The sequence below is a fragment of the Nostoc sp. NZL genome (assembly GCF_015714705.1).
Lineage (GTDB): Bacteria > Cyanobacteriota > Cyanobacteriia > Cyanobacteriales > Nostocaceae > Nostoc > Nostoc foliaceum_A.
In genome coordinates, this window is record NZ_WBKL01000160.1 from 1 (window position 1) to 24,597 (window position 24,597).

The 24,597-nt window shown below is 43.4% G+C and carries 16 protein-coding genes and 1 pseudogene; 14 read left to right on the forward strand and 3 right to left on the reverse strand.

From position 1 onward, the window contains the following. Nucleotides 1–141 (reverse strand): annotated as a pseudogene (locus F8R90_RS23115) (ISKra4 family transposase); the annotation flags it as partial. A 1,406-nt stretch (nt 142–1,547) separates the two neighbouring features. Here F8R90_RS23115 and F8R90_RS23120 point away from each other — a divergent pair. The 7 genes from F8R90_RS23120 to F8R90_RS23150 all read left to right on the forward strand — a co-directional run bounded on the left by F8R90_RS23120 (nt 1,548) and on the right by F8R90_RS23150 (nt 9,782). Then, nucleotides 1,548–3,467: a thiamine pyrophosphate-binding protein gene (locus F8R90_RS23120; protein WP_196512624.1), complete on the forward strand. Its 1,920-nt coding sequence runs from the start codon at nt 1,548–1,550 to the stop codon at nt 3,465–3,467. Between the two features lie 28 nt (nt 3,468–3,495). Next, complete coding sequence (locus F8R90_RS23125; protein ID WP_196512625.1) at nt 3,496–3,735, forward strand: NAD(P)-binding protein; 240 nt, start codon at nt 3,496–3,498, stop codon at nt 3,733–3,735. A 31-nt stretch (nt 3,736–3,766) separates the two neighbouring features. Then, nucleotides 3,767–5,125, forward strand: a complete 1,359-nt coding sequence (locus F8R90_RS23130; protein ID WP_196512626.1) for a flavin monoamine oxidase family protein — start codon at nt 3,767–3,769, stop codon at nt 5,123–5,125. A 134-nt stretch (nt 5,126–5,259) separates the two neighbouring features. Further along, entirely contained in the window at nt 5,260–5,712 is a 453-nt protein-coding gene (locus tag F8R90_RS23135) for a hypothetical protein (RefSeq protein ID WP_196512627.1), read from the forward strand. A gap of 362 nt (nt 5,713–6,074) precedes the next feature. Then, nucleotides 6,075–7,481 carry a Dyp-type peroxidase gene (locus tag F8R90_RS23140; protein ID WP_196512628.1) on the forward strand — a complete coding sequence of 469 codons (1,407 nt, stop codon included), beginning with the start codon at nt 6,075–6,077 and terminating at the stop codon, nt 7,479–7,481. A gap of 84 nt (nt 7,482–7,565) precedes the next feature. Then, entirely contained in the window at nt 7,566–9,509 is a 1,944-nt protein-coding gene (locus F8R90_RS23145) for an alpha-amylase family glycosyl hydrolase (protein ID WP_196512629.1), read from the forward strand. Between the two features lie 81 nt (nt 9,510–9,590). Next, a complete protein-coding gene (locus F8R90_RS23150) occupies nt 9,591–9,782 on the forward strand; it encodes a hypothetical protein (protein WP_196512630.1) in 192 nt (63 codons plus the stop codon). A 249-nt stretch (nt 9,783–10,031) separates the two neighbouring features. Here F8R90_RS23150 and F8R90_RS23155 read toward each other — a convergent pair whose 3' ends face one another. Then, nucleotides 10,032–12,662, reverse strand: a complete 2,631-nt coding sequence (locus tag F8R90_RS23155; RefSeq protein WP_196512631.1) for a M4 family metallopeptidase — start codon at nt 12,660–12,662, stop codon at nt 10,032–10,034. Nucleotides 12,663–13,842: 1,180 nt separating this feature from the next. Between F8R90_RS23155 and F8R90_RS33535 the strand changes: the two genes are divergently transcribed. The 7 genes from F8R90_RS33535 (at nt 13,843) to F8R90_RS23195 (ending at nt 23,652) form a co-directional block, all read left to right on the forward strand. Next, nucleotides 13,843–13,977: a hypothetical protein gene (locus F8R90_RS33535; RefSeq protein WP_269141788.1), complete on the forward strand. Its 135-nt coding sequence runs from the start codon at nt 13,843–13,845 to the stop codon at nt 13,975–13,977. Nucleotides 13,978–14,340: 363 nt separating this feature from the next. Next, nucleotides 14,341–16,263 carry a di-heme-cytochrome C peroxidase gene (locus F8R90_RS23165; RefSeq protein ID WP_196512632.1) on the forward strand — a complete coding sequence of 641 codons (1,923 nt, stop codon included), beginning with the start codon at nt 14,341–14,343 and terminating at the stop codon, nt 16,261–16,263. Next, the gene (locus tag F8R90_RS23170) at nt 16,263–17,468 is read left to right on the forward strand and encodes a catalase family protein (RefSeq protein ID WP_196512633.1); all 1,206 of its coding nucleotides are present in this window, start codon (nt 16,263–16,265) and stop codon (nt 17,466–17,468) included. Before F8R90_RS23165 ends, F8R90_RS23170 begins: the two co-directional genes overlap by 1 nt. Nucleotides 17,469–18,673: 1,205 nt before the next feature. Further along, entirely contained in the window at nt 18,674–19,594 is a 921-nt protein-coding gene (locus F8R90_RS23180; RefSeq protein WP_196512635.1) for an alpha/beta hydrolase, read from the forward strand. An 825-nt stretch (nt 19,595–20,419) separates the two neighbouring features. After that, a complete protein-coding gene (locus F8R90_RS23185; RefSeq protein WP_196512636.1) occupies nt 20,420–21,079 on the forward strand; it encodes a glycosyltransferase family 2 protein in 660 nt (219 codons plus the stop codon). A gap of 73 nt (nt 21,080–21,152) precedes the next feature. Further along, nucleotides 21,153–22,304 (forward strand): glycosyltransferase, encoded by a 1,152-nt coding sequence (locus F8R90_RS23190; protein ID WP_230966704.1) that lies wholly within the window; start codon nt 21,153–21,155, stop codon nt 22,302–22,304. 52 nt (nt 22,305–22,356) lie between these two features. Beyond that, on the forward strand, nt 22,357–23,652 hold the full coding sequence (locus tag F8R90_RS23195) for an ABC transporter substrate-binding protein (protein ID WP_196512638.1): 1,296 nt from the start codon (nt 22,357–22,359) through the stop codon (nt 23,650–23,652). 3 nt (nt 23,653–23,655) lie between these two features. Here F8R90_RS23195 and F8R90_RS23200 read toward each other — a convergent pair whose 3' ends face one another. Further along, on the reverse strand, nt 23,656–24,405 hold the full coding sequence (locus F8R90_RS23200) for a hypothetical protein (protein ID WP_196512639.1): 750 nt from the start codon (nt 24,403–24,405) through the stop codon (nt 23,656–23,658). Between the last annotated feature and the right edge of the window lie 192 nt (nt 24,406–24,597).

Here is a 24,597-nt window from a genome sequence, read left to right on the forward strand (position 1 = left end):
GACATATTCCAATATTTGGCTACGAACTGTTTTTTCTATACCTTCGAGGTCTATTAACTGACTCTTATCAGCTTCCGAGTACAGTAATGTTGCCAGTTCTTGTAAGCAGGCTTTGATCCGTTCTTGTTTCTCTTGGCTCATAGTCAGCGATCGCACAGGGTTATTTCCTTCTACATTTTCTCAGAAATGGTAAATCTTCCAAAACTGGATGCTCCCTAATTTAACTTTCTCAAAATTATTTACAATGCTCTTTATTCAATGATGCTTTCTGGTAGCAATCGTACAGAAACTTAAATTAGAAAAACTTTGTTCATCGCAGAACCTGATTTTTTAAAAGCATTATTAAGTATCGGTTCTTCTGTAGTAGTTTGTGATTAACTTCAGCTAAGACATGTAATATCTGTAGAGATACCTAAATCCTACTTTTAATAAATAAAATTAGGAGTAGAACCAAAACTATTGTTAAGCCCGTAATTGAATTTTCACAGTAAGACAGAAAAACTTTCAGACTGAAAGCTAATCCTATTCCTTGAGCAACATTCTGAATCTCCAATAGTTATTAAGTAGACATCCCGAACAATTGATTCTGCGTTACCCAAAATCCTCAGTGACGAACAACCGTTCGCCCTCATATCATCTCTGGAGATGTCTAGTCTTAAAAAATTGGGTATTTGATATCTAAATCATGTTTCGATACATAATTTCATTATGATAAGCTCAATGGCTTAATCCTCTAACTAAAGTTAGAGGATAAGTAGGCCAAAAGTATAGTATTGCTGAAAAATGATACTAATTAAGAAGAACCTCGTCTCTTGATTGGGTAAATTTAGGTGATTTCAATTAGCAAGGTGTCAATACAACAAAATACGGCAATGATAAACTCTTCAATAGAAAAAATCTTTCCCTCATTCTAGTCACTGGTGACGATTTTCTCTCTCCAGATGAGGATTGTGGGATTTTTCTTTTCAATCATTCGTACACCATCCTTTTATAACGAAACAATACTCGCATATCGCGTTTTGTAAAGAAGTTTATACTATTACATTCACTTTTATAGCATTCATATAATCTTGAAAATACTAGCAACTATGTATTGAGCTTGTTCTTTTGTCGAATAACAAATTATTTATCGTTGTTAACACATTAGTGTCGCTCTATAATGTACCCTGCTAAGTCAGGCTATATCAAGCATTAGCCCATTATACGCACACAGTATAAGTCTTTTTTTTTTGCCCGCCGTTGTTATAAGGAATCCAAAGTGCCATAACATCGCTGGGATGGGAATTAGATCAATTTAAAAGTTTAGCGACATTAATTTCATAGCACTACAAATAAAGTGTTATCCGACAGAAAATCGTCGAGGCATTGCCAGGTAAAAATATTCCCGTAGGTTATCTTCTATTTGACGGCGAACAGTACCGCTTTCGGCAGAAAACATCAAGCACACTCTAGAAGCGGAACTGTATTTCTTCCACCTATGGCTGACAAAATCAGGTTTGCGTTTTTGATTTATTACCGTTTTGGCATAATCCGCATAATAAAGAAGTATGACAAATAAGACTATACAACACCCAGAACGCTGGACTCGCGACTACATCTTCGACATTCTGCGTGAGATAGGCATTCACTACATTTTTGGTGTACCAGGTACAAACGAAATTCCAATTATTGATGGCACATCATATCCAGAAAATGAAGTCCAATATATTGAATGTTTGCATGAAAACATCGCCATCGGTGCAGCGATGGGTTCGGCACGGATGAGCGGCAAACCAGGCGTTGTTGTTGTCCACGTTACACCGGGTATCGCTCATAGCATCGGTAATCTTTTCAACGCCTGGCGATCGCATGTCCCCTTAGTAATACTTTGTTGCCAGCAGCAAAATGAGTTAGTAACACAAGAGCCACTCTTGGCCTCAAACCTCGTTGATCTGGCACGGCAGTACACGAAATGGGCACATGAGGTTCGGACACCCGAGGAAATTGGGCTGGTTTTACAGCGTGCGTTCAAAGAGGCGATCGCGCCGCCTAACGGTCCAGTGCTCGTCGCCATCCCGTGGGAATTTACAATGCGCCACATTGATGCCGAAGATCGGATTCCAGGGATCACGCAGATATCGCCTCATTTCACTGGTGACTCATCAACAATCGAGCAAGCGGCTTTGCTGCTGGCAGAAGCAAGGAACCCGATTATCATTGCCGGTGATGCGGTTGGCTATGCTAATGCTTGGTCAGAGTTACAGGATCTGACAGAACTCCTTGGCGCGCCAGTACTACTCCAGACCTTCAGTAGCGTGGCGAATTTCCCCAATGATGACTTCCATTGGCAGGGAGAACTCCCTGGTACCCAATTAGGAATGCAGCAAGTATTTCAGGATCATGATGTTGCCTTTTTCTGCGGCTTCGGTCTTCAAGCTCAGATTACAGTCTTCAAGTATTCCGACGGTCCTCTGATTCCCCCCAGTGTTCAGCAGATTTATTTGACGAATAACACCTGGGACATCGGCAAGAACTCTTATAGCAAGGTGGGAATTCTCGGCGATATCAAAACAACACTCCCACTGATCAACAACCTTGTTCGTCAGAATCCCCCGGCAGAGGCGGTAAAGCGCAACGAGAATCTGCGACAACTCAATGTCCAGCGACATCAACAGTGGCAACAATATTTGGAACTAGCGCTAACAAAAGATGAGATTTGGGCTGTTGTCATTGCTGACGCGCTCCGCGAGGCGATTCAGGAGCGCGGTCTGGAGAAACAGTTTGTGTACGTCCATGAGGCAGTCTCCGATCCAGCACCGTTCCAGTATTTTCTTCCACTTGGCAATGATGGGGCCGCACCTATTAGCTACTATTGCGTAGCTGGCGGCTCCCTCGGCTGGTCAATGCCTGCTTCTCTGGGAATTAAACTCGAAAGCTTTGGTTGGCAAGGCATTGAGACGCGCCTGGTCGTTAACGCCGTCGGTGATGGCTCATCGCTGTTTTATCCGCAAACTTGGTGGACTGCGGCACACCGCGAACTCGGCATACTCTATATCATTACGAACAATCAGGAATACCAAACACTGCAAAGCGGACTGCAACAGGTCGTTGCTGCATATAGCTCTGCACCTGGCTATGGCTGGAAACCGAAGACTAACGACCCTGAGTATCTGCGAATTGAGAGGCCAAAACTCGACTTTGTAGCTCTGGCGAAGGCCTTCGGTGGTCAAGATGGTGAGATTGTAAAGACTTCCCAGGACGTTAGTTCTGCTGTACGGTGCGGCATCGATTATGTATTGAAGACCCGACGCTCGTATATCCTCGATGTACGAACTGCCAAAGACACGCTTTCAACGCCATTGACCCAGCAGATGTCTGCACGCTATACCGCACAACCGCCGCTCAACTTTTTTCATCGTCAGGCGGAAAAATCATTTTTGCGGACGCAGGCTCCTGGCGCAGCGGTGAATGTTCCGATTATTTTCTAAACCAAACACCAATAGAGGATGACAAATCATGGCAGAAATCGATATTGCGATCGTCGGTGGTGGTGTATCAGGCGTCTATAGTGCGTGGCGGCTCAAACAAGCCTACCCAGATCAAAATATCGTTGTCTTCGAGGGGAGCGATTACATTGGGGGGCGTTTGCTCTCAGTGCGCCCGCCCGATATTTCAAACATGGTTGCGGAACTTGGGGGGATGCGTATCCTCCCAAGTTCCGCAACCACTGATCGCAAAGCTCATCGAAGAGCTTAATAAAGTCCTCCCACTAGAGCAGCAGATTGAGTTGTATGACTTTCCGGTCGATCAACCACAAAACATCGCCTATCTCCGTGGCGTCTATCTTCGGCTTTCCGATTTCACTATCAAACCGGATAAAGTGCCGTATCATCTCTCGTTTCTGGAACGTGGTGGTACAGCAGGCAGCATCATCATCAATGCGATTGAGCAGATTGTACCGGGAATCACAAATCCAAAGCTTACTGAATCTCAACGCCGAGAGATGGCGCATAACGCGAGCTTTGCTGGAACACCGCTATGGAAACAAGGCTTTTGGAACGTGCTAATACGCATCATCAGCGGTGAAGCTTACGAACTCGGCATTGATGCCGGCGGCTACAACTCAACACTCACTAACTGGAATGCCGCTGATGCAATTCCCTGGTATCTCTCCGATTTTGGCATTGACCCGCAATACAAGGGTTTTAAGAAAGGATTTCAGGAGGTGCCCAAATCATTAGCGCAGCTTTTCTCCAAAGCTGGTGGCGAAATTCGGCTCAATACTAGGCTCGACGGCTTCGATTGGAAAAACGGCACATTTGAACTGAGCATCCAGAGAGAAACGATCGCTACAAAATCATTGATCCTCGCTATGCCGCGCCGCTCACTCGATCTGCTTGTGCCCACAAGTCCGCCTCTGCTGGAGATTCAGCACCTGATCACCAGCGTCACACCGCACCCACTCTTCAAGCTCTTCACAACCTATACTAACCCGTGGTGGCGTGCAGCAGGCTACACGGACGATGGTAAATTCATTCCAGTTGAGTCTGGACGAACAGTCACAGACTTGCCGGTGCGTCAAACCTATTACTGGCCGAAAGACGACGGCAAACCAGCCACCGAGGGGCCGTCGATGCTGATGGCAAGTTATGATGATGGCACAGACATCGGCTTCTGGGACGGTCTCCGCCCACGACGGCATCAGGCTTGGCAAGCGCGTCGGCAGGTTGCGGAATTAGTGAAAAATCCATACCTGGGGTCAAGCAAGCAAAAGCTTAACAGCGAATGGGACAAATACGTGGCACCGGCACCGATGGTTGAGGAGGTGGCACGCCAGCTTGGGATCATCCACGGTCTCAACTATACACCGGATGTGCAGAACGCCGCATTCCGTGACTGGGGTGATGACCCGTTTGGCGGTGGATGGAATAGTTGGAATATCGGTGTAAAAAGTTGGGAGGTGAAGCAACAAATTATCCAACCGCTCGGCACTGATTGCTCACTTTACATCTGTGGTGAAGCCTATTCAGACGATCAGGGTTGGGTTGAAGGCGCACTGCAAACGTCCGACATGGTGCTGGAAAAGTTCGGTATTAGCCCCTTACTGTCTAGTACAGTACAGCGTAAAAAGCAGACCATTAAATAGCCAAAACTTTGCCCTTGTATGTCCACTTAAAAGGTCACGAGAAACGCATCTTATTTACTAATAAAAACTAAATGGACATAGCCACAACAAGCAATACCCGCGTTCAGTTCTAAAAATACTAAGGAGTCATGATCATGAGTACTAAACCAGAACAACATCCATTAAGCTTTGTTGCCCCAATTAAGACACCAGTGCCAGAAAACTATAAAGCCCTAAAGGAAATTTTAGAAACTGGGACTTTTGGAACAGCACTAGATCAGATTGGCACAGTACATTTTGGACGTTTTATGTTCCTCGAAAAAGTTACGCCAGAATCAGGGGAAGAGTATTATGCTAAATTTGCACTCTTTACCGCCTATGACGGAGATTTTAATAAATATGTTGATGACTTTGTTGCAGTGGTTGGTGACTTTTTCAATACAGTGTTAGTGCATTTAGAAAATGCTGAAGGGTTAATTCCAGTCCAAAAAGACTCTGAAGCTTTTGCTGATTATATACAAAAATATAATCAACCAGTAAAAGTTTGGTATAGTGCTTATCCTACTTTAACTGTGGTTAAAATTCGTCAACTTGCGTCTAACTGCTAAGAGGTTATCTGGAAAGTGTTTCACTGTGACTTTATGCACTTTTAGATCCCCCCTAACCCTTCGATAAATCAGGGGGAACCGGAATCAAAGTCCCCCAATTAATCTGGTAATTTAGAAGGATCTAAACTTTTGATACTGACAAGTGGACTTTTCAAACATCCTTTAAACTAAAACTTACTTTAGTGGCAACCACACCCCTAGAGTAAGTTGTAGTTAATTAATCTGAAAAGTTCTATTTGGTAACGCTTTTATTTAGAGCTGGACTGAGCAAAAAGGCAGAAGATGTAAGCTTTTTTGTCGCCAAGTTTAAGGCAATAATTCTCCATTTGTCAAACATCCTACTTCTGAAATTGAGAAAATCTATGACAAATGAAAAAACTCTAACGCAGCTTAACTTTAGTGATATCCAGGGTTATATTATCCGTGGCTATAACATGAACAATGTGCGACATTTTGTTCTATATATTAAAGATGCGAAGGGCGCAAAGAAATTTATTGGTAGCTTGGTAAGCGGTAGTGATGAATCAATTCCTCAGATCACCACTGCTGCATGGTGGGACATAAAACCGAGTTATTGCTTAAATATTGGCTTTACTTTTGAAGGTTTAAACGCTCTCCAACTTGTTGCAGATATTGGTAAATCCTTTTCCGGTTCCAACTACAAATCATTTAGACAAGGTGCTATTGCTCAAGCAACTCAAATAGGCGATATTGGAGAGAGTGCCCCTGACAAGTGGAAAGGTGGATTAGGAACATCTAATACTCATGTTTTGCTCTCGCTCTATGCTCAAGATAGTAAGGTGTTAGAGCAGCAATCGGATAAACTGCGATCGCTCTTTAAGGAAGGAGACGCACTTAAAGAGTTATCTTGCTTTGATGGAGCTAAACTTCCTGATGAGAAAGGCCAACCCAGCGATATAGTTCATTTTGGTTACAAAGATGGAATTTCACAGCCGAAAATAGAAGGTGTTCCTACAAAGCGTGGACTTTCAGAATCCCTCGATCCCCAACCTATTATTCCTGCTTATGAGTTTATCCTGCTGGATGATGAAAAAGCTCCTTACTACGTACCGACACCTCCGGAGTTGGGCTTGAATGGTAGTTTTGCTGCTTTTCGAGTCCTGGAACAAGATGTAGCTGGCTTTGAAAAGTTTCTTCAAGAGCAAAAAGATACAATTGATTCAGACAAACTGGCAGCTAAAATGTGTGGACGATGGCGCAATGGTGTCCCTCTAGACCTTTCTCCAGATGCTGATCAACTAACCCCTCCTAAAGAATCAATTATTTACGAACAATTTAATAATTTTGATTATTCTGATGATCCACAAGGATATAAATGTCCGATTGGTTCACATATACGACGCACAAATCCTCGTGCGGCAAAAATACAAGGGGTAACAAATATTCACAGACTCATCCGTAGGGGAATTCCCTATGGGTCTCTTTATAATCCTAACTCTCCTAATGATGGCATTGAAAGGGGATTGCTAGGTCTATTCATCTGTGTGAATCTCAAACGTCAATTTGAATTTGTCATGGAAGAGTGGGTGAATAAAGGAGATTTTGCTGGTTTACCTACAGATGCTAAAGCTCCTCTGATTGGTGCTAATGACAATAAAAGTGGTCAATTCGATATTCCCGTCTCCCCAGACAACCCTTCCATCAAGTTGACGGGTTTTGATCGATTCATCACAACCAAAGGAGGAGCTTACTGTTTTATACCTAGTATTACCGCGTTGCAACACATAGCTAGTCATTCAACTAAGTAAGTCGCGGAGAAAATTTATAGTCTTCGTCGAAACAGAAAATAGTTCCACTGAGTAAACTTATTTACTAGTGTTGAGATAATTCCTATGACATTTGTTGATCAAAATTTAGCTACACAGCGACCGAAGAGTCTAAAAGACTTTTCTTTACCTCGACGCGAGAATTACTTTCCCTCCCCTGCGGATTGGAGAAATGAAGTGCTTTATTTTCTGTTACCCGATCGCTTTAGCGATGGTAAAGAAGATACACGTCCTCTGCTGAATCGACAGCAACTGAATCTGTCTCGCCCTAATCTACCGAATGGGCAGTCTTGGCGATTTGATAAATGGGCAGAGTCGGGAGGCGATCGCTGGCAGGGTGGGACACTCAAAGGATTAGAGTCGAAACTGGATTATCTGAAGCAACTGGGCATGACGACGATCTGGGTAGGTCCAGTTTTTCAACAACGGGGTCACTTGGATAGCTATCATGGTTACGGCATTCAAGATTTTCTAGAGGTCGATCCTCGCTTTGGGACTCGCCAAGATTTGGTCAGTCTGGTCAATAAAGCCCACGAAAAGAGACTACGCATTATCCTAGATATCATTTTTAACCATTCAGGATCTAACTGGCTCTATGCTCCGAATACTCCTGGGGGAGAATTGGAACCACCTTATACGTCTGGTTGGTATCAGTTTGGCTCATGGCTAGGCGATCGCGGACAACCCATTGCGGTAAAGCCTCAAACGAGCGCAGAAGGAGTGTGGCCGAGGGAACTTCAGGAAGCAGATTGCTACACTCGTGCTGGCAAGGGAGATTTGGGGCGAGGAGACTTGGATGATCCCAATGCCGAATTCCGGCGTTCGGATTTCATCACACTACGAGATTTCCAGTTGGAGTATCCCCATCTGTTAGATAACTTAGCCCGATGTTATAAATACTGGATTGCGCTGACGGACTGTGATGGCTTTCGGATTGATACACTCAAGCATGTGACCTATGAACAAGCCCGAAATTTTTGCGGAACTATTAAGGAGTTTGCAGCCAATCTAGGTAAGAGTGACTTCTTTCTAGTGGGAGAAATAGCAGGCGGAGACTATAACCAAGACCGCTATCTGGATGTGGTGGGGCAAAATCTAAACGCTGCTCTGGATATCGCCGAGATGCGGGTAAATCTTAACCTGGTTGCCAAAGGGCTGATAGATCCAAGAGCCTACTTTAACGGGTTTGATCCAGGGAAAGCTGTAATGGGGTCGCATCGGAATATCGGACGGCGGCATGTTTCAATTTTGGATGATCACGATCATGTATTTGGTGAAAAAATCCGCTTTTCCAGTGAAGCTGCATCGGATCATCAGCTGATTGCCGGAGTAGCATTGCAACTGTTTACATTGGGAGTGCCCTGCATTTACGCTGGAACTGAGCAGGTATTGGCGGGGCCAGAACCGTCTGAACGGAGGTGGTTGCCCGACTGGAAGAAATCCGATCGCTATTTACGGGAGGCGATGTTTGGTCCAGAGCATCCCCGACAATCTGGTGTGGCGGGACTGCAAGCCCTCGATCAAAACTTACCTGGTTTCGGGCCATTTGGGACAGCAGGTGCTCATTGTTTCGAGCCAAATCACCCTGCCTATGTCCGGATTGCGGCAATGGCAGCAATCCGTAAGCAGTTCCCAGTGCTGCGATTGGGACGGCAGTATTTGCGCCCGATCGCGATTCCCTTCTTGAACTTGCCGTTTGGTGATCACGGACGGAGTGGGGAAATTATCGGTTGGTCACGGGTTTTAGATGATGAAGAGGCGGTTTGTGTGCTGAACAGTCATGGAACGGATAATCGGGGAGCAAGAGTTTTGGTAGATGCCAATCTGAACGTGATCGGAAGTTCAATGACGGTGATTCTGAATACGGCTGAAGTGGCAAATCTGCCGGGTTACACAGGTCCTCACAAAGTGGGATCAACAGTGTTGGTGCAGCAACAAGATGGAACTGTCTATGTTGAAATCCAACCGATTTCAGCATCCGAATTTTTGATTCTGACGAATTATCCCTGATCCCTGAGGTCAAGCCGAGGTTTTGCGATCGCAGATGCCAAACAACTGACTAATTTCCCACCAGGAGAATAGGAGGAAACTATGAAGGTGAACAGGAAAAACAGTTATTCCCCCTCGAATCGATTTAAATATCTAGCAAAATCATTAGGCGTGTTCATCCTGACTCTCTGTTTTGCGATCGCTGTCTTTCCCACATCAGCACAAGCCAGAGTTCTGCAATACCAGAAAGGTAATCCTGCTGATGTCAATCCACTCTCAATACTTTTCGGTTAAGGGCAATGGGGAAAGGGAAAGGGTTTGAATTTCCCTTTCCCCATTGCCCTTTAACCTTTCCTCAGACCAAAAGAGAGATTATTGGGTTTAACCGAAAAGTATTGAATCCACTCTTATCTGGGATGGTCTATGACTTAGGCGGTGGGGGCGTGATGTTGATCCGGCAATTCAGTGGATTGGCTTATTCGTCTCAGAAAGCTCCCTCCAGATTTAAAAACAATATGTGTATTCTGTAACTGTTTCTAATAGTCACGCCAGTATGTTCTTAGCAAAGATTTCCTGGTTAACAGCTATGTTTTCTTTGACAAAGTAAGAATTATGTGCACAAACTGAATCATAGCCAAACCATTGTTGTGAGCAACTTGTTGGGTTAAGTTTTAGAGTTTCCTCACTGATATCGAACATACCCCATAAAGTACCGCCAACGAGATCACCCTTGGCATCAAGGTTGATCCATTTGTTTACCATAGAGGGTCGGCGACCATCTCTATTTTCTGGGCGTAAGAAGTCGCGCACCGTTCCAATTGATAAAGCACTACCTACGGTAAAAAAGTTCGAGACATATCTTTGTAAAAATTGCTCATTAGCCTCAAGTTCTCGCAATCCTTCGTAGGCGACTACAGTACCCCAACTGTGAGAAATGATGTCGATTTGGTTGTTATTAATCAGAAGAGGCTTGACAACATCTGTGAAGCAATCAATGATGCGCTGGCGCATTCTGCTGTTTAACATATAAATGAGAAAGTCGTCAATTGCCAGAGCCGCTGCATTGCTTTCTACCCAATGAGTCTGCATTGCTGAAGTTCTGTGGAAACCACCGTTGGTATTTGTCACTAGTTCTTGTCGCCGTCGATCTTCTAAAATAGCCATAATTTCTCGCCGCAGTTGCTGTTGCTTGATGTTATCAACTGCATTGACAGCATTGATAAAAGTTTCGGTATTGACTAAATGACTCCATAGCACCTCCAAGCGCGTGTCACCAAGGTTTCCATTCTTGAAAACTTCTCCGACGTGCGGTTGTAACGCCTGCCACCAACTGTCGGAATAATGCTCTCTATGTTGGCTAATCCCATGTACATATACGAGATAATGGTTTCCAACTATGCGTGGTGAGCCATTGCCTAACTGTTGCGATCGCGTGATTGTATCTCCTGAGAAGACACTCCCATCTAGTAGTTGTTCCTGACCAGAAATCGAAATTCCTACCGCATCGAAGGCGCGGGCGATCGCCTGCAACTTTGCATTCCGAACCTCAATTGCATCCCCTCTGAACAAGGTGCGACCAACGAGTTCAATCGCCCGCCGACTGTCTCTGAATAAGGAAGTCCGAGACAGATACTGAGTTAATGTTAGGTAGAAAAGCGCTGCAAGACTCTTGCGATCAAACAGATAAGCTCCTTGCCTATCCTTAGCTGTCATAATTTTGTAGGCAGCTAAATTGTGGATGCCGCTGTTGAAGTGAACACCTCCCCAGTCACCAGCTTCAGTAATCGGCAAGTTCAGGTAATCTCGCATATGTGCAGGTTGCCGATATTTGCTAGGGTTACTGAGATCCCGGAGCGGTATCCCCGTACCTTGAAGTTCCTCTCCCATTTCCCAGTTCCATGCAGACAGATTTGGCTCTTCAAAATTAGAGACAATGATCCCAAAAATATCTGAGTAGGATTCGTTTAAAGCTCCAGATTCCCCCGCATACTGGAGCCGTGCCGTCCGATCAGTTACTCCGTGGAATATCTCGTGGGCAACAACATCAAGCCCTACAGCATAAGAACGGAGCTGTCCACGAACTTTCCTTTGACCATACACCATTTGCCCTTCTACCCAGGCCGCGTTCCGCCACTCCTGACCGTCCGGACTTTCATTTGCAACTATACAGTTGATGCTGGAAATTAACGGTCCACCTATATTGTCAATACCATTGCGACGGAGAACGTCCCGCAGGAAAATTGCTACCACCGCTGCGTTCGCGTGGGCACTGATCGCTCCTGGTGCCCACTCTGGTGGTTTGCCCACATAATTACCTGGTAATAACCCCGAATTCAAGTCCCGAAATTCAAAGTCGTAAGTATGAACATTCAAATCAAGGTCTTGTAATGTTTTCCTATCTCCTGTCATTAAGCATGAAATTTTACGAAGCTTTTCAAGACCGTCTAGTGCTTCTTCAACCTGTTGTTGAGAAGGAGAGGCTCTATCTAGAACAGCGACACTCGGCGTTCGAGGTAATTTAGCAACGATCTCGCCATTATGTGCATCAATTAAGTAGTCCATTAACAGTGGTATATGCTTGTCTGTTTGTGTTTTCTCCCGACTTTGTTGGCGTACATCCTCAATTACGTATATTAAGCGCCATCGATCAACTGCGGTGTCGAAGTAGTAACACAAACGGGGTGTTGCTTCGAGTGGTTTCAATCCATATCCCGCTAAGTCACGAACCTTATTCAACGCCTCGGCTGGTGAAATCTGCGCTATGGTGTCTACATTTATCGGCTCTCCCAGTGACGAGTTGACTGCAAGTAGCTCGTTCCCATAGTCCATCTCAATAGTGATTAAGGAACCGTAAACTGGAATTTTGTTGTATGTTTGACGAAACTTTACAGTTTTCGTCTCAGTAAGGGGCAATGTCTCGGTGCCAAGGATTTTGAATTCACAAGTGGCGTTGTTCACTTCTGGAGCAGTAAACTGCGGCAGTTCCTTACTTGCCAGAGCCTGATTTAAGTACTGACGAGCGGCTGTTTCTGGATCAAGGTTACGCAGACCTACAGCTTTTGTCGTGGCGAAGGCAGCTAACGAAGGTCTTTCAGTCCGCAATATATTAGCTACCCGATCTGAAGTCTCGTCTTTTGTGTGGAATGCAAAGGTGTGAAGTCCGTTCTTACTCATTTATTTTTCCTCCTTTTTAATCGTGGAGTCAACTCCTAATGTGTGAGTTACAGACATAATTTCAATCTTTAGCAAGAGCTAAAGCAAGGAGAGTTAAATCAAGATCAACTGTCGAATTATTTTTCTTTATTAATTGTTTTAATCAACATAGAGCATCAAAATCTAGTATTTTAAGTCCTTTTGATACATAAAATTGTTTAGACTACTTAATTGGATAAAGTTCAGCTTATAATATCTCAAATTTTAATCAATTATGTTATGAATGAGACAGAGAACTGTAGGAAACTACAGTGCCAAAGTTAATTAGATTGTCAGGTATGTACTCTGAAAGGCGACTTTGGTAGATAAAGGAGATACTAGCAATAAGTTTCTCAGTAAATAGAGCCTCTCTATTAAGCTTGGGCATTCTGAAGGATAAGAGGATAAGAAATGAAGTGTAAAAATGTTTTTATAATTTGAAGGTTATATAAATCTTTTGGCAATGAACGCAATAGTTTAAAATTCTTAACGCAAAAATGCTTAAGTACTCGATTCGATAAATAATACATTATTTTAAGTTATTGGTATTGATTGACCAAATCTTATATTGTGCTAATTAGATCATGATGAAGACAACGTTTTGCTGACAAGGTACTTTAGAAACAGCTAATCTACGATGTTGAACTTTGTACTGGGCTACAGCTGCTTGTTGGATTTATACAAGTAACTGTTTTTCGTTTTCAGCTAGGAATAGAACTTGATATTAACCAAAATGACGTAATTCGGCAGTTGACTTGCGTTCACTAATTCGGCGTTGATTGGAATGGCACTAAGAAAAGCCGAAAGTAATGAATGATAAGATTACATCCTGTCATCTTATTCAGCAGTGAAAGGATGAGTTAGGGTATCGCTCGTAAAGAAACATCATCAACATGAGTGTGTAGTCACGGTGAGAATGACAAGCTTTGTATTTTTTTACCGCGTAATAGTAAATTTCTCGCACAGTTATGGTTTGAGGTAGAGCATCAAATTCATCTTTACTCAAACCTTTTGGACAACTTTGAGGCTTATACCAAGTAACTATTTACCAATTGAGTACAAATTTATTTTTCGTGCAGATGCTTTAAAGCGATCGCTTCTTTCCTCATGACTGTACGTCAATACTGTTTTGCGGTTTTAACTCCTAATGAGCAGATAATAGATGGTTGAGAGTTCTCGCTGTGGAGGAACAGTGTTGAGAAACTTATCAGGTGATAAAGGCACAATCTTAGTAGTAAATGACGAAGCTAGCATCCGCCGGATTTTACAGATGCGTCTAGAAATGATTGGCTACTAAGTTCAGTTTGCGATCGCAAATACAAGGGACTGGGAATTGGGCATGGAGCATTAGACACAGAGATATTTGTTGTTGGCGATCGGTACCCACGTATCGTTTGAAGAAAGCGCCTAGATAGTTTTCGGGCACACTTGTACATCGCACGATTAAATTTACAGTAACTAAATCTTTTACTATACCGGAAATTTTTTTTACAAGAGACCTCTTGTAGGATGAGAACTTGAGAGATTAAAAGCTATTAAATAAAAAAATAAAACTTGAAGTAAAACTTTCATAACTAGAGGTCATAAGAGAGCCAGAAACAGAGTGCCGCTCGTTCCCGCCGCAGGGAGATGGGTTAATCATCACGTTTAGGAGAAACCGATGAGAAAGCTGATGAGAATCGTTCTTCTAGCGCTAGCTGGTGTGGTAATGGCACTGGCCTTCATGCTCACCTCCTTTGCCCAAGACCGACCGCCAAAGGCGAAAGTCGTCTACCTGGATCAAGGTTGGTCTCAAGAGGATCGGCTACGCTATTACTACACCTCACAGGGTTCGGCTGCGATGTCTTACGATATCTTCCTGAATCTTGAGGCGGCGAATAATCAAGGGCTGTTCCGTGCCGACGAGAACCTCGTCAAGTATGGATTTGTCCCCCAACCTGCCGATCCTAAATACAACCCGGGCGGTCTACCCATCGGCATAACCAATACGGTGGTAGCGGACGGACGATGGAAAGGCAAGTGGGTCGGATTGAGCTGTGCCGCGTGTCATAACGGACAGATCGAACACAAGGGAACCAAGATCAGTATTTCAGGCGGCAACAACACCACACTCGATGTTCATTCCTTCATCGAGGGACTGGATGATGCCCTGGCGGCAACAGCTGCCGAGCCGCAAAAGTTCGCTCGGTTAGCAGAGAAGCTGGGACAGCGCGATGATGCTGGTAAAGAAGCGTTACGCAAGCGTTTGGAAGAGGAGGCGGCGGCAGTTCATGGCTATCGCAGCATCCTTGCGGTGACACCGATTGTTGTCGGCCCGGGACGCATGGATGCACTTCGCCTGATTCACAATCAAGTGCAGTCCCGTTGGCTCGATATTCCGCAAAACTGGGTGACGCCGCTTGCACCAGTCAAGCCGTCTTTCGTCTGGAATATACCGCAGTCGGCATGGGCGCAGTGGAGCGGCGTCCTGTTTGATCCCATCCTCCGCAATCAGGGTGAATCTCTGGGGGTATTTGCGAGGATGGACTTGACATCGAAGATGCCGACGTTAGGGCTGTTTGACTCCACGGTAGACCTTAAGGGCCAGATTGCCAGCGAGGATCTGCTGCGGAGACTTGCGCCACCTCAATGGCCCGAAGGTGTCCTCGGCAAGATCAATCGAGAGAAGGCCGCCAAGGGAGCGCAACTGTTCGCGCAAAACTGCGCCGGATGCCACTCCACCTGGCCGCATCGTTGGAGCAAACCCAAGAAGCAAGGTAAGCGATTTATCGAGAATGCGATTATCTCCGTCGATGTTATTGGCACCGATCCAGGGCAGTTCTCAAGTCCGCAGTTCGAGAACAACCCGTCAGTCAAGACTGGGCGGATGAGCGAGTATCTTCCGGCACCGGACACTGGGGCTGCGATCGCTCCACCGCCTGTTGTGTTCCAGGCGATACAGCGCGGGATCTTTGACAAGGCAGTAGCCAAGCTCAAACTCAGCGATGAGGAACTCGTTTCGGCACACGGCTATCGGGCTTCTTATCCAGAGGCACCCGAGCCGATTCCAGCGCTCGGCTACAAGGCTAACCCGGCTGAAGGTATGTGGGCCTCGCCGCCCTTCTTGCACAATGGCTCAGTGCCGAATCTCTACGAATTGCTGCTCCCAGACAATGAGCGGTCTAAGATGTTCTTCATCGGGCGAGAGTTCGATCCGGTGAAGGTCGGCGTGGACACGTCTGGGAAATCTGGGAAGTTCTTATTTGACACCTCGCTGATCGGCAATTCAAACGCTGGACATTCGTTTGAGAACAGACCTACCAGAAAGGGGGTTATCGGACGCCTGCTGACTGAGGATGAGCGCTGGGCACTGGTCGAGTATATGAAGTCCATCCCAAACCAGTCCCGACAGATTGCTCCATTTGGCGGGCCAAAAGCTCCTATTCGTGCTTGGCAAGATAAGACGTTTTTCCACGTCAAAAACCCAGGCACCTACAACGGCGCACCCCAGTTGTCGCCGACTTCAACGACAAAGCCGACCATGCCTGCTCTCGCCCAAGAATCGATCAACCCAGGCGAAATTGTCACCTTTAGGAGGGACTAATGAGCAAGCTGATAAGAATCGTTCTTCTGGTGTTAGCCAGTGGGGTGATTGCACTGGCGTTGACGCTCCCTTCCTTCCCGAACCAACCCAGACAGATCGCTCCATTTGACGGGGCGAAAGACCCCATCCGTGCTTGGCAAGACAAGAGGTTCTTCCACGTCAAAAACCCAGACACTGACGACAGCGCACCCAAGGAAGCCCTGCCTGCTCTCGCCCAAGAATCAATCGAACCGGGCGAAAAGGATCTCATTGATTCGATCCTCAACGCGTCGCTAGCGCGGTTGCATACACAGTTCCCGCCCGGTACTCGGCCAGTCTTGCGCGACGCGCATCCAAAAGCACACGGCTTGGTACACGCCGAATTCATAGTGCTGGATAATCTCCCAAAAGAACTGCGCTACGGCGTGTTCAAGACGCCACGCACGTTTGATGCGCTGATTCGATTTTCTGCCGGGAATGTCGAGGTTCAAGAGGACAGAGTGCCACAGGCTGCCGGAATGGCAATCAAACTGCTCGGAGTCGAGGGCAAGAAACTGCTCGAATCGGAGAAGGATGCTAAGACGCAAGATTTCGTGATGATCAATTTCCCGACCTTCTTCATAAGAAACCTCAAGGATTATGAACTCTTGCATCAGCAGATGTTGAAGGGTCAGATCGAGAAGTTTTTTGAGACCCGACCCACGGAACTCAAGGCGGTCATGTCCATGAGATCGCAGCCATTGTTCAATCCTGTCCAGATTCGCTATTGGAGTCAGACGCCATACTTGCTAGGGCCAAACGCGATCAAGTTCTCAGCCGCCCCGATCTCTCGGAGCACTAACCGCCAGCCAAAGACGACGGGGCCAGACTTCCTGAGGGAAGTCATGAAGAAACAGGTCGGATCAGAAGACGTTTATTACGAGTTTGCCGTCCAGATCCAAGCTAATCCAACGACGATGCCTGTGGAAGATCCTCTGGAACTTTGGGACGAAATGGTATCTCCGTTTCAACAGGTCGCGATCATTCGCATCCCGAAGCAAGATATTGACACCAAGGGTAGGGTAGAGATGGCAGAAAACCTCGCGTTCACGCCCTGGCACTCCCTGCCCGAACATCGACCCCTAGGTTCGATGAACCGATCGCGACTGCTCATCTACGAGAAGGTGTCTGAGTTTCGCCGCAAGATGAACAATGTGCCTCGCAAAGAGCCGAATGAGATCCCCTAATAACAAGGCCTTAGAAATGGATTTAACAATAGCTATGATGTTGTCTACTCGCATATCGAAACATATTTGTCGACCATTGGTCGGCAAATATGTGAGAAAGTGAAAGCTCAATTCTCAATTCTTGTGCAGGCTCCTTACAAGTCCGTAATTTTCACCGCTAGACTTATTGCCTCCACTAACTATGTGGAGGCAAATTAATAGAAACAACGTCGTTATCCCTGCTAATTACGACTTTTTCTCCTCTGCTATACAAAAGTGAAAATGAGAAGTTGATTTCTCTTGCGTAGCGATCGCTGCCCTTGAACAGTCCCAGCAATGCACGAATATGACCTATGCTGTCAAGAGATAGCGGCAATGATAAGAGGAGGTTAGCAGGAGTGATTGCCCTCATGCAGTGCTTTATGCGATCGCTGTAGGCAAGATTTGCAGTACTTGTACAGAAGTATAAATAATTACTAAAATATAAAATGAATGCTGGTAAAAGATGATTACAGTAAATTTATATACTCTATTGATGTGAATAACTCAGTAGAGTATTTTTGTGAAAGTGTGCCAACGTAAGCGATCGCCTCTCCTGTGCCCTTGTTACAACCGCCCCTCTACAGCCTGCGATTGTTCCCTTGAGGTCAAGGGTGTTGTATTGGGCTTGGTTTATTGCGTCTAATCCTTGTATAGTGAAGCTTTAAAAGTTTTTCGTTCTTTTTGCGTAAATTACAAAACTTTAACTGAAGAGTATTACATAGCAAACGAATTATATTAGGACTTACGCATTGACATAAAATACTAAATATGAATGCTTTGAAATATATCTGTCGTAAGGGCACAGCACTGCTTGCCCCTACATTGCAGGTGTATTTAAGTTTAAACAATAATTAATAAAAGCCTGAAACAACCTATTTTCATAAATGTATAGCCTGATTAATTTGTACAGTACGTATACTGCAAACGGCTAATAGCTGGACTTTTATTAGAGCGGCTAGAAGCTTTGCTTAATAATACTTTTAACGATTCTTAAAAAGTCAAGTTTCAAACCGTTTTTAGTATAAGTCCTTAAAACTAGATGGTGGCATCATGAACATATATCTAGCCAAGTCTTCTGTGATATTCCATCTGGGGTTACTCCGCCGCTTGTAGATTTCAAACACTACAGAACCTCCGCTTAATCACGCACTAACCCGGCAGTAGTGGAAAATAACTTTAGGAACATGGTATATAGCAATCCTCGAAAACTGCTGCTAACAAGCGTAGGAGTAATAGCGATCGCCTACATTTCAACTTGTCTATTTTTGTTTGTTCGGCAGCCTTATTTGATATTTCGCCCCACACCAAAAATCTTAACCCTACCTAGTTCACCGGACTTTCTTCTTCCTTACAAAGATGTGCGTTTACCTCTTGCCGGCTCTAATGAATATATACATGGCTGGTGGATTCCAGCACCATTACCAAAAGAGAAAGTTTCTTTAATTCCAAATGAGCCTGTAAAAATTTTAAAATCACCTAAAACATTTTTATACTTTTGTGGTGCTGCTAATAATAAAGGTTACTACAATTATATAGGCAGACTTCAAGCAATGCGACAGTTGGGGTTTTCTGTGTTAGTGATTGACTACCGAGGTTTTGGTAGTAGTAATGGGAATTTTCCCAGTGAGTCTCAGCTTTATCAAGATAGTCAAATAGCATGGAATTATTTAGTAAAAATCCAACAAATACCTCCTGATAAAATTGTTATTTACGGCGAATCAATGGGGGGAGCAGTTGCTATAAATTTGGCAGTAAAACATACAGAAGCTAGCGGATTAATTGTGCAAAGCTCCTTTACATCAATGGCAGAGCAAATCAAATATAGAGATTGGTTACGGATGTTTCCCATCGATTTGCTGCTAAAACAAAAGTTTGATTCTCTTTCTAAAGTTCGTTCTCTACGTCTTCCCGTTTTATTTATTCATGGAACTGATGACAGCATTGTTCCATCCTACATGAGTCAGCAGTTATATAATGCTGCCCTTGAACCCAAACAACTTTTATTAATTCCAAAAGGAAAACATGTCCAAATTTATCAACCTGGAAGTCACTCGTATTTACAAGCAATTCAGAAGTTTATCCAAAAGATAGAGTCTCAAGAGTAAGAAATAGATCCATCGGGATGGGCTTCGACACGATTCAAAAATAGAGTTTCCTCTGAACTAATCTATAGAATATAAGTTGGGGTCTGTGGGATAATCGCTATTTTGACACGCTGAGAAAGGGGAATTACACGATTAGGTTAAAGGTAATTCCTCCTAGTGGGCTTTGCGAGAATTAGAAGCACGGGCGGGGTAGAAAGAGAGGCGATCGCATGGTTATCGTCGAGAAATTCGCCCTAACACTAACATTGATTGCTTTAGGATCTGTCCTAAATTAGAACTAACGCAATAACTCTCTAAAACTCTTATTTCTACCCTTCTCTTGACGGAAACCTTGCACGGACGGGAACGGCTTTGCCCAACGTGTCCTTTGCGATCGCACTCGCATTACAACTTTGGCAAAGTTCGCAACCCTTTGCCCCTCTTTTGCGGTTCTTATAAATACTTACGATGAAACGGTACGTAAGCAAAATACCTTAAATTATGTAGACATGATCACTAATCTGGGTTATAGTCCCAAAAGGAAAAATAGGGCAAATGCCACCTTCAGGATAACAATGTTTAAGTGGTGTTTGATAAAGTCTGCAAAATTGCCTAAGGGGGTCAACCAGTGTAATGTCAATCAACGTCAAATGCACTTACCTTTACTGTACAGCAAGTATTGCACGATGCCTTTGACGGGTGTAGCAATCGTTTGGTTGATGCAGATTATGGCATATTGAATACCAGTGAATAAATCACAACTAGCATCATTATTTATTTGGTTATGATGCTATTTTGCCAGTGTGAACGATTTTAAACTAGTTACAAATTGAACATTTAACTCTTATGAGTCCCATCGTCTTTGACTACAGTCCCGAAATTTCAGTTATACTTTGTACCTACAACCGAGAAAAATATTTAAATAATTGCATCAATAGTGTTATTGAGCAAACTTTTAAAGATTGGGAACTTTTGGTAGTTGATGATGGTAGCCAAGACAATACTTTTAAAATTGTCAATCCCTATCTGCAAAAATTTAATAATATACGTTATTTAAAACACCAAAATAAAAAATTAGCGTACTCTAAAAACGCCGGAGTTCAAGCATCATTTGGCAAATATATCACATTTATTGACAGTGATGATACATATAGACCCAATCATCTAGAGTCACGACTTAAATACATGCAAGCTAATCCAGAAATTGACTTGATTGAAGGAGGATTTTTCTCTGAAGAAGAGATTTTTGTAGCCGATTATTTTCAAGCAAATCAAATAATTAATTTACGCAAATGTGTTTTAGGCCCTACATTTTTTGGTAAGAGACGAGTATTTTTTGAATTGCAGGGATTTAATAATATTTCCTATGGAGAAGATACAGACTTTTGGAAACGGGCAGACAAAATTTTCAAAACTCAAAAAGTTACAGAACCGCAAACCTACGTTTATACAAGAGCAGAAACAAGCATTACCAAGGATGTTTTGGAACAGCGCTCATTAACTTAAAAACTTTAATTCGGTTTATCTTGATCCACTAAGTATAACGCTACCTGCAACTATGCATATTTGTCATATAGTTTTGAATAACATTGGTGGAGCGCCAAAAGTTGCTGATTCGCTAATTTCTTCTCAGTCTAAAGCTGGCTACCAAGTCTCTACTGTGGTGCTTACCGTTTTAGAGTCACAATGGATAGTAGCTTTTAAAGCTGCCAAAACTGTGATTGTTATGAAAGTTGCAGGTACGCTATTTATGATTGGGGGGATAATACACCAAATACGGGTAGCAATAAAATTAAGCAGGGTTATTGCTAAACAGAAACCGGATATTATTGTTTGTCATAGTGCATTTGTCACTAAACTCTTTTATCTATCTAAATTCATCCCTGGAAGTTTATCTGTTCCCTACATTAGTTATATTCACAGTGATTATATTTCTGAATCACAGGTTGAACCTAAAACAAACCCCATCAGTGCATTGATTCAAAAGTTATTTATAAGTCTTGCTAGCAAAATTGATATGCTTGCGCTTCAACAAGCTGGTGGATTAATATTTGTTTGCAAGGCTCTCTATCAAAGGTTTGCAAACATTGGCTTTAACCACCATCGAATCGTCATATCCTACAATCCGGCTATAGATGATATTAGTAACCAACCTCTTCATCCTACAGCCATATCTTGGTTTAACAATTCGCAGTTGATTACCTTTGTATGTGCTTCCAGATTTCACCATCAAAAAGACCATAAAACTTTACTCAAGGCATTTGCTAAGGCTAGTAAAGATTACTTAAATATTCGACTGATTTTGTTAGGAGAAGGTGATTTAGAGATAGAGATGCAAGCTATCACAAAGTTTTTAGCCATTGATGAAATTGTGCTCTTTGCCGGTTCTGTCCTCAATCCTAGAGCTTACTTTTCATTGTCTAGAGCAGTTATACTTGCTTCCCATTTTGAAGGTTTGCCACTAGTTCTAGTAGAAGCTGTAGCTAGTGGGGTAACGTTTATTGCCACTGATTGTCCAGTTGGCCCACGTGAGATTTCTGAAGTACTTAAATGTGGAACAATAGTACCACCAAATGATGTAGATGCATTAGCTGAAGCTATTATTGAACATATAAAAACTCCTCAAGAAAATATTAATCGCTCTGAGCAAATAGCACAATTTTTTAGTGAAAATAGCTGTGCTAACAAGTTAGAAAGTTTGCTCCAAGAAGTTGTTTTTCAAAAACTGTGATTATTTGGTTGGGAATTACTATATGAATTATATTTGGGTTTAAATAATTTGTATGAATATTAATTTTATAACTTCCAGAATTAGAATTTTTTGGCGTTTGTCGCTTCTAGGAATCATTTTGAGCTTGTGTCTTCTATTTTTATCTAGTTATCAGGGGATAAAACAAAAGGAAGATGGGGTAATTCATCTGACACTATGGCAAGCTATTAATCCCCCCGCAAATCGAGATATATTTCAAAAGCTAGTAGATAAATTTAATCAGACTCATCCTGATATTCAGGTGGAATCTATCTTTGAAAGTGAACCTCAATTACCAAAATTATTAACATCAGTGGTTGCCAATGTGCCACCAGACCTCCTATCTTTCCATCCTGAATATACAGGCCAATTTGTAGAACTAGGGGCAATTCGACCTTTAGAAGAATGGTTAAACAAATTACCACTAAAGTCAGACATCAGACCTAATCTACTGGAAGAAATGCAGTTAGGTGGTCATATTTGGTCAATCCCAATGCACACTAGTAACATTGGTATTTTTTATCGCCCTAAACTTTTTGAAGCTGCGGGGATCACAGAATTACCCAAGACTTGGGATGAATTGAGACAAGTTGCGAAAAAATTAACTATAGACCGCAATGGCGATCGCCGGCCTGAGCAGTATGGAATATTACTGCCTTTAGGAAAAGGAGGATGGACTGTATTTAGTTGGTTCCCGTTTTTATTTGGTGCTGCGGGAGAGGTTGTAACCAATAATCGCCCCAATTTAACGAATGCGGGTGCGATCGCTGCCTTACAATTCTGGCAAGACCTGATAAAAGATGGTTCAGTATTGCTTTCCGCCCCAGAACGAGGTTATGAAGAGGACGCTTTTCTTACCGGTCGTGTTGCAATGCAAATCACAGGCCCTTGGACGTTAATCATGAAATCTGACGTTGATCATCAGGTATTACCCATACCAGCAAGTGTCAAACCTGCTACAGTCACAGGTACTGGAAATTTATTTGTGATGAAGACTACACCAGCAAGAGAGCAAGCAGCATTCAAATTTTTAGAGTATGTTTTGAGTGAGGAATTCCAAACCGAATGGAGTATAGGGACGGGTTTTTTGCCAGTTACCCTTACATCGGCTCAAAGCAAGGCTTATCAGCAATTCATTAATGAAAAACCAGTGTTAAAAGTGTTTTTTAACCAATTACCTGTAGCACGTTCTCAACCGATAATTGCTGGATATAGTCGTCTTTCTGACAGTCTTGGTCGAGCGATCGAGGCTACATTACTAGGTGAGCCTGCCGAAAAAGCACTCAAAACAGCACAAGAGCGTTTAGAACTTATTTGGGATGACAAATGAAAATCATGAAGAAACTCTAGTCTGTCCATGTGGATTTCTTTTCAATACACACAAACCAATTGCTGGTATGGCTCCTAGTATTACTGCTGTAAGCCCTTGTCCACTCCAATATAATATGAAAGTACGGTAGGTGTCTGGAATCAAATTTTGCACAATAAAAAGCAACCAAACCAAAATACTAATTAATAAGAAAGAAATTGAAGGTAAAAAATTCCACCACCAAATACCTGTTGTATATCGCCTCAATACCAGCCATTGGCAAAGCCCCAGCCAAATACCAGAAATTATATATGCGATCGCAGACAGAAATCCAAAAATAAAAGTTTGTTCAGGAGATAAAGTTTCATTTAACGATGAGGCAATAGTTGAAATGTGGTTAATCCAGGCTGTAGAAACGCCGTTGGCAATTAGCCAACCAACGCTAGTAGCAAATAGCCACTGCCAACCCGGTAAATATCGGTAAAGCACAAGGCTCTGATCAGCAGCGAAAATTACTGCAAATACAACATTACTGAGACTTCTGACCAAAATGCTCCATGTTTGTGGTTGGATTGCAACACTAAGTAAGCTTTGGAGAATAATTTTCTCTAAGGCGATACTGGCAACGCCACCCACAACCCATCCGATCAGGGTCATTAAGGTAAACTGAATAAAGAACCTCTGTCGCTGCGATCGCGGAATCAAAAACTTTCCTGGGTTAGGCTCGTTATTAGCAGATGCAACATGATCGGGACTGTTAGAGTCAGTTTGCATATCAAGTTAGGGGAGTAGAGAGTGGAGAAAACACAAAAGAGTGACGAAATTCTTTTATATTCCACTTTTATTGTTAATTCTTGTTTTATCCGATTCCCGACCCCCGATTGCCCTTTGCTGTAAAGCGACTAGCGCTTTTGAGGTAAACCTGCTGAAAAAGCGTAATCCCAGAATGATAAGCTAAACAGTGGC

Bases quoted from the DNA above. Each gene is read 5' to 3' on its own strand.
- F8R90_RS23125 (WP_196512625.1), top strand. From the start codon at position 3,496: ATGGCAGAAATCGATATTGCGATCGTCGGTGGTGGTGTATCAGGCGTC.
- F8R90_RS23195 (WP_196512638.1), top strand. From the start codon at position 22,357: ATGAATATTAATTTTATAACTTCCAGAATTAGAATTTTTTGGCGTTTG.
- F8R90_RS23185 (WP_196512636.1), top strand. From the start codon at position 20,420: ATGAGTCCCATCGTCTTTGACTACAGTCCCGAAATTTCAGTTATACTT.
- F8R90_RS23150 (WP_196512630.1), top strand. From the start codon at position 9,591: ATGAAGGTGAACAGGAAAAACAGTTATTCCCCCTCGAATCGATTTAAA.
- F8R90_RS23135 (WP_196512627.1), top strand. From the start codon at position 5,260: ATGAGTACTAAACCAGAACAACATCCATTAAGCTTTGTTGCCCCAATT.
- F8R90_RS23120 (WP_196512624.1), top strand. From the start codon at position 1,548: ATGACAAATAAGACTATACAACACCCAGAACGCTGGACTCGCGACTAC.
- F8R90_RS23155 (WP_196512631.1), bottom strand. From the start codon at position 12,662: ATGAGTAAGAACGGACTTCACACCTTTGCATTCCACACAAAAGACGAG.
- F8R90_RS23200 (WP_196512639.1), bottom strand. From the start codon at position 24,405: ATGCAAACTGACTCTAACAGTCCCGATCATGTTGCATCTGCTAATAAC.
- F8R90_RS23140 (WP_196512628.1), top strand. From the start codon at position 6,075: ATGACAAATGAAAAAACTCTAACGCAGCTTAACTTTAGTGATATCCAG.
- F8R90_RS33535 (WP_269141788.1), top strand. From the start codon at position 13,843: ATGGTTGAGAGTTCTCGCTGTGGAGGAACAGTGTTGAGAAACTTATCA.
- F8R90_RS23180 (WP_196512635.1), top strand. From the start codon at position 18,674: ATGGTATATAGCAATCCTCGAAAACTGCTGCTAACAAGCGTAGGAGTA.
- F8R90_RS23165 (WP_196512632.1), top strand. From the start codon at position 14,341: ATGAGAAAGCTGATGAGAATCGTTCTTCTAGCGCTAGCTGGTGTGGTA.
- F8R90_RS23170 (WP_196512633.1), top strand. From the start codon at position 16,263: ATGAGCAAGCTGATAAGAATCGTTCTTCTGGTGTTAGCCAGTGGGGTG.
- F8R90_RS23145 (WP_196512629.1), top strand. From the start codon at position 7,566: ATGACATTTGTTGATCAAAATTTAGCTACACAGCGACCGAAGAGTCTA.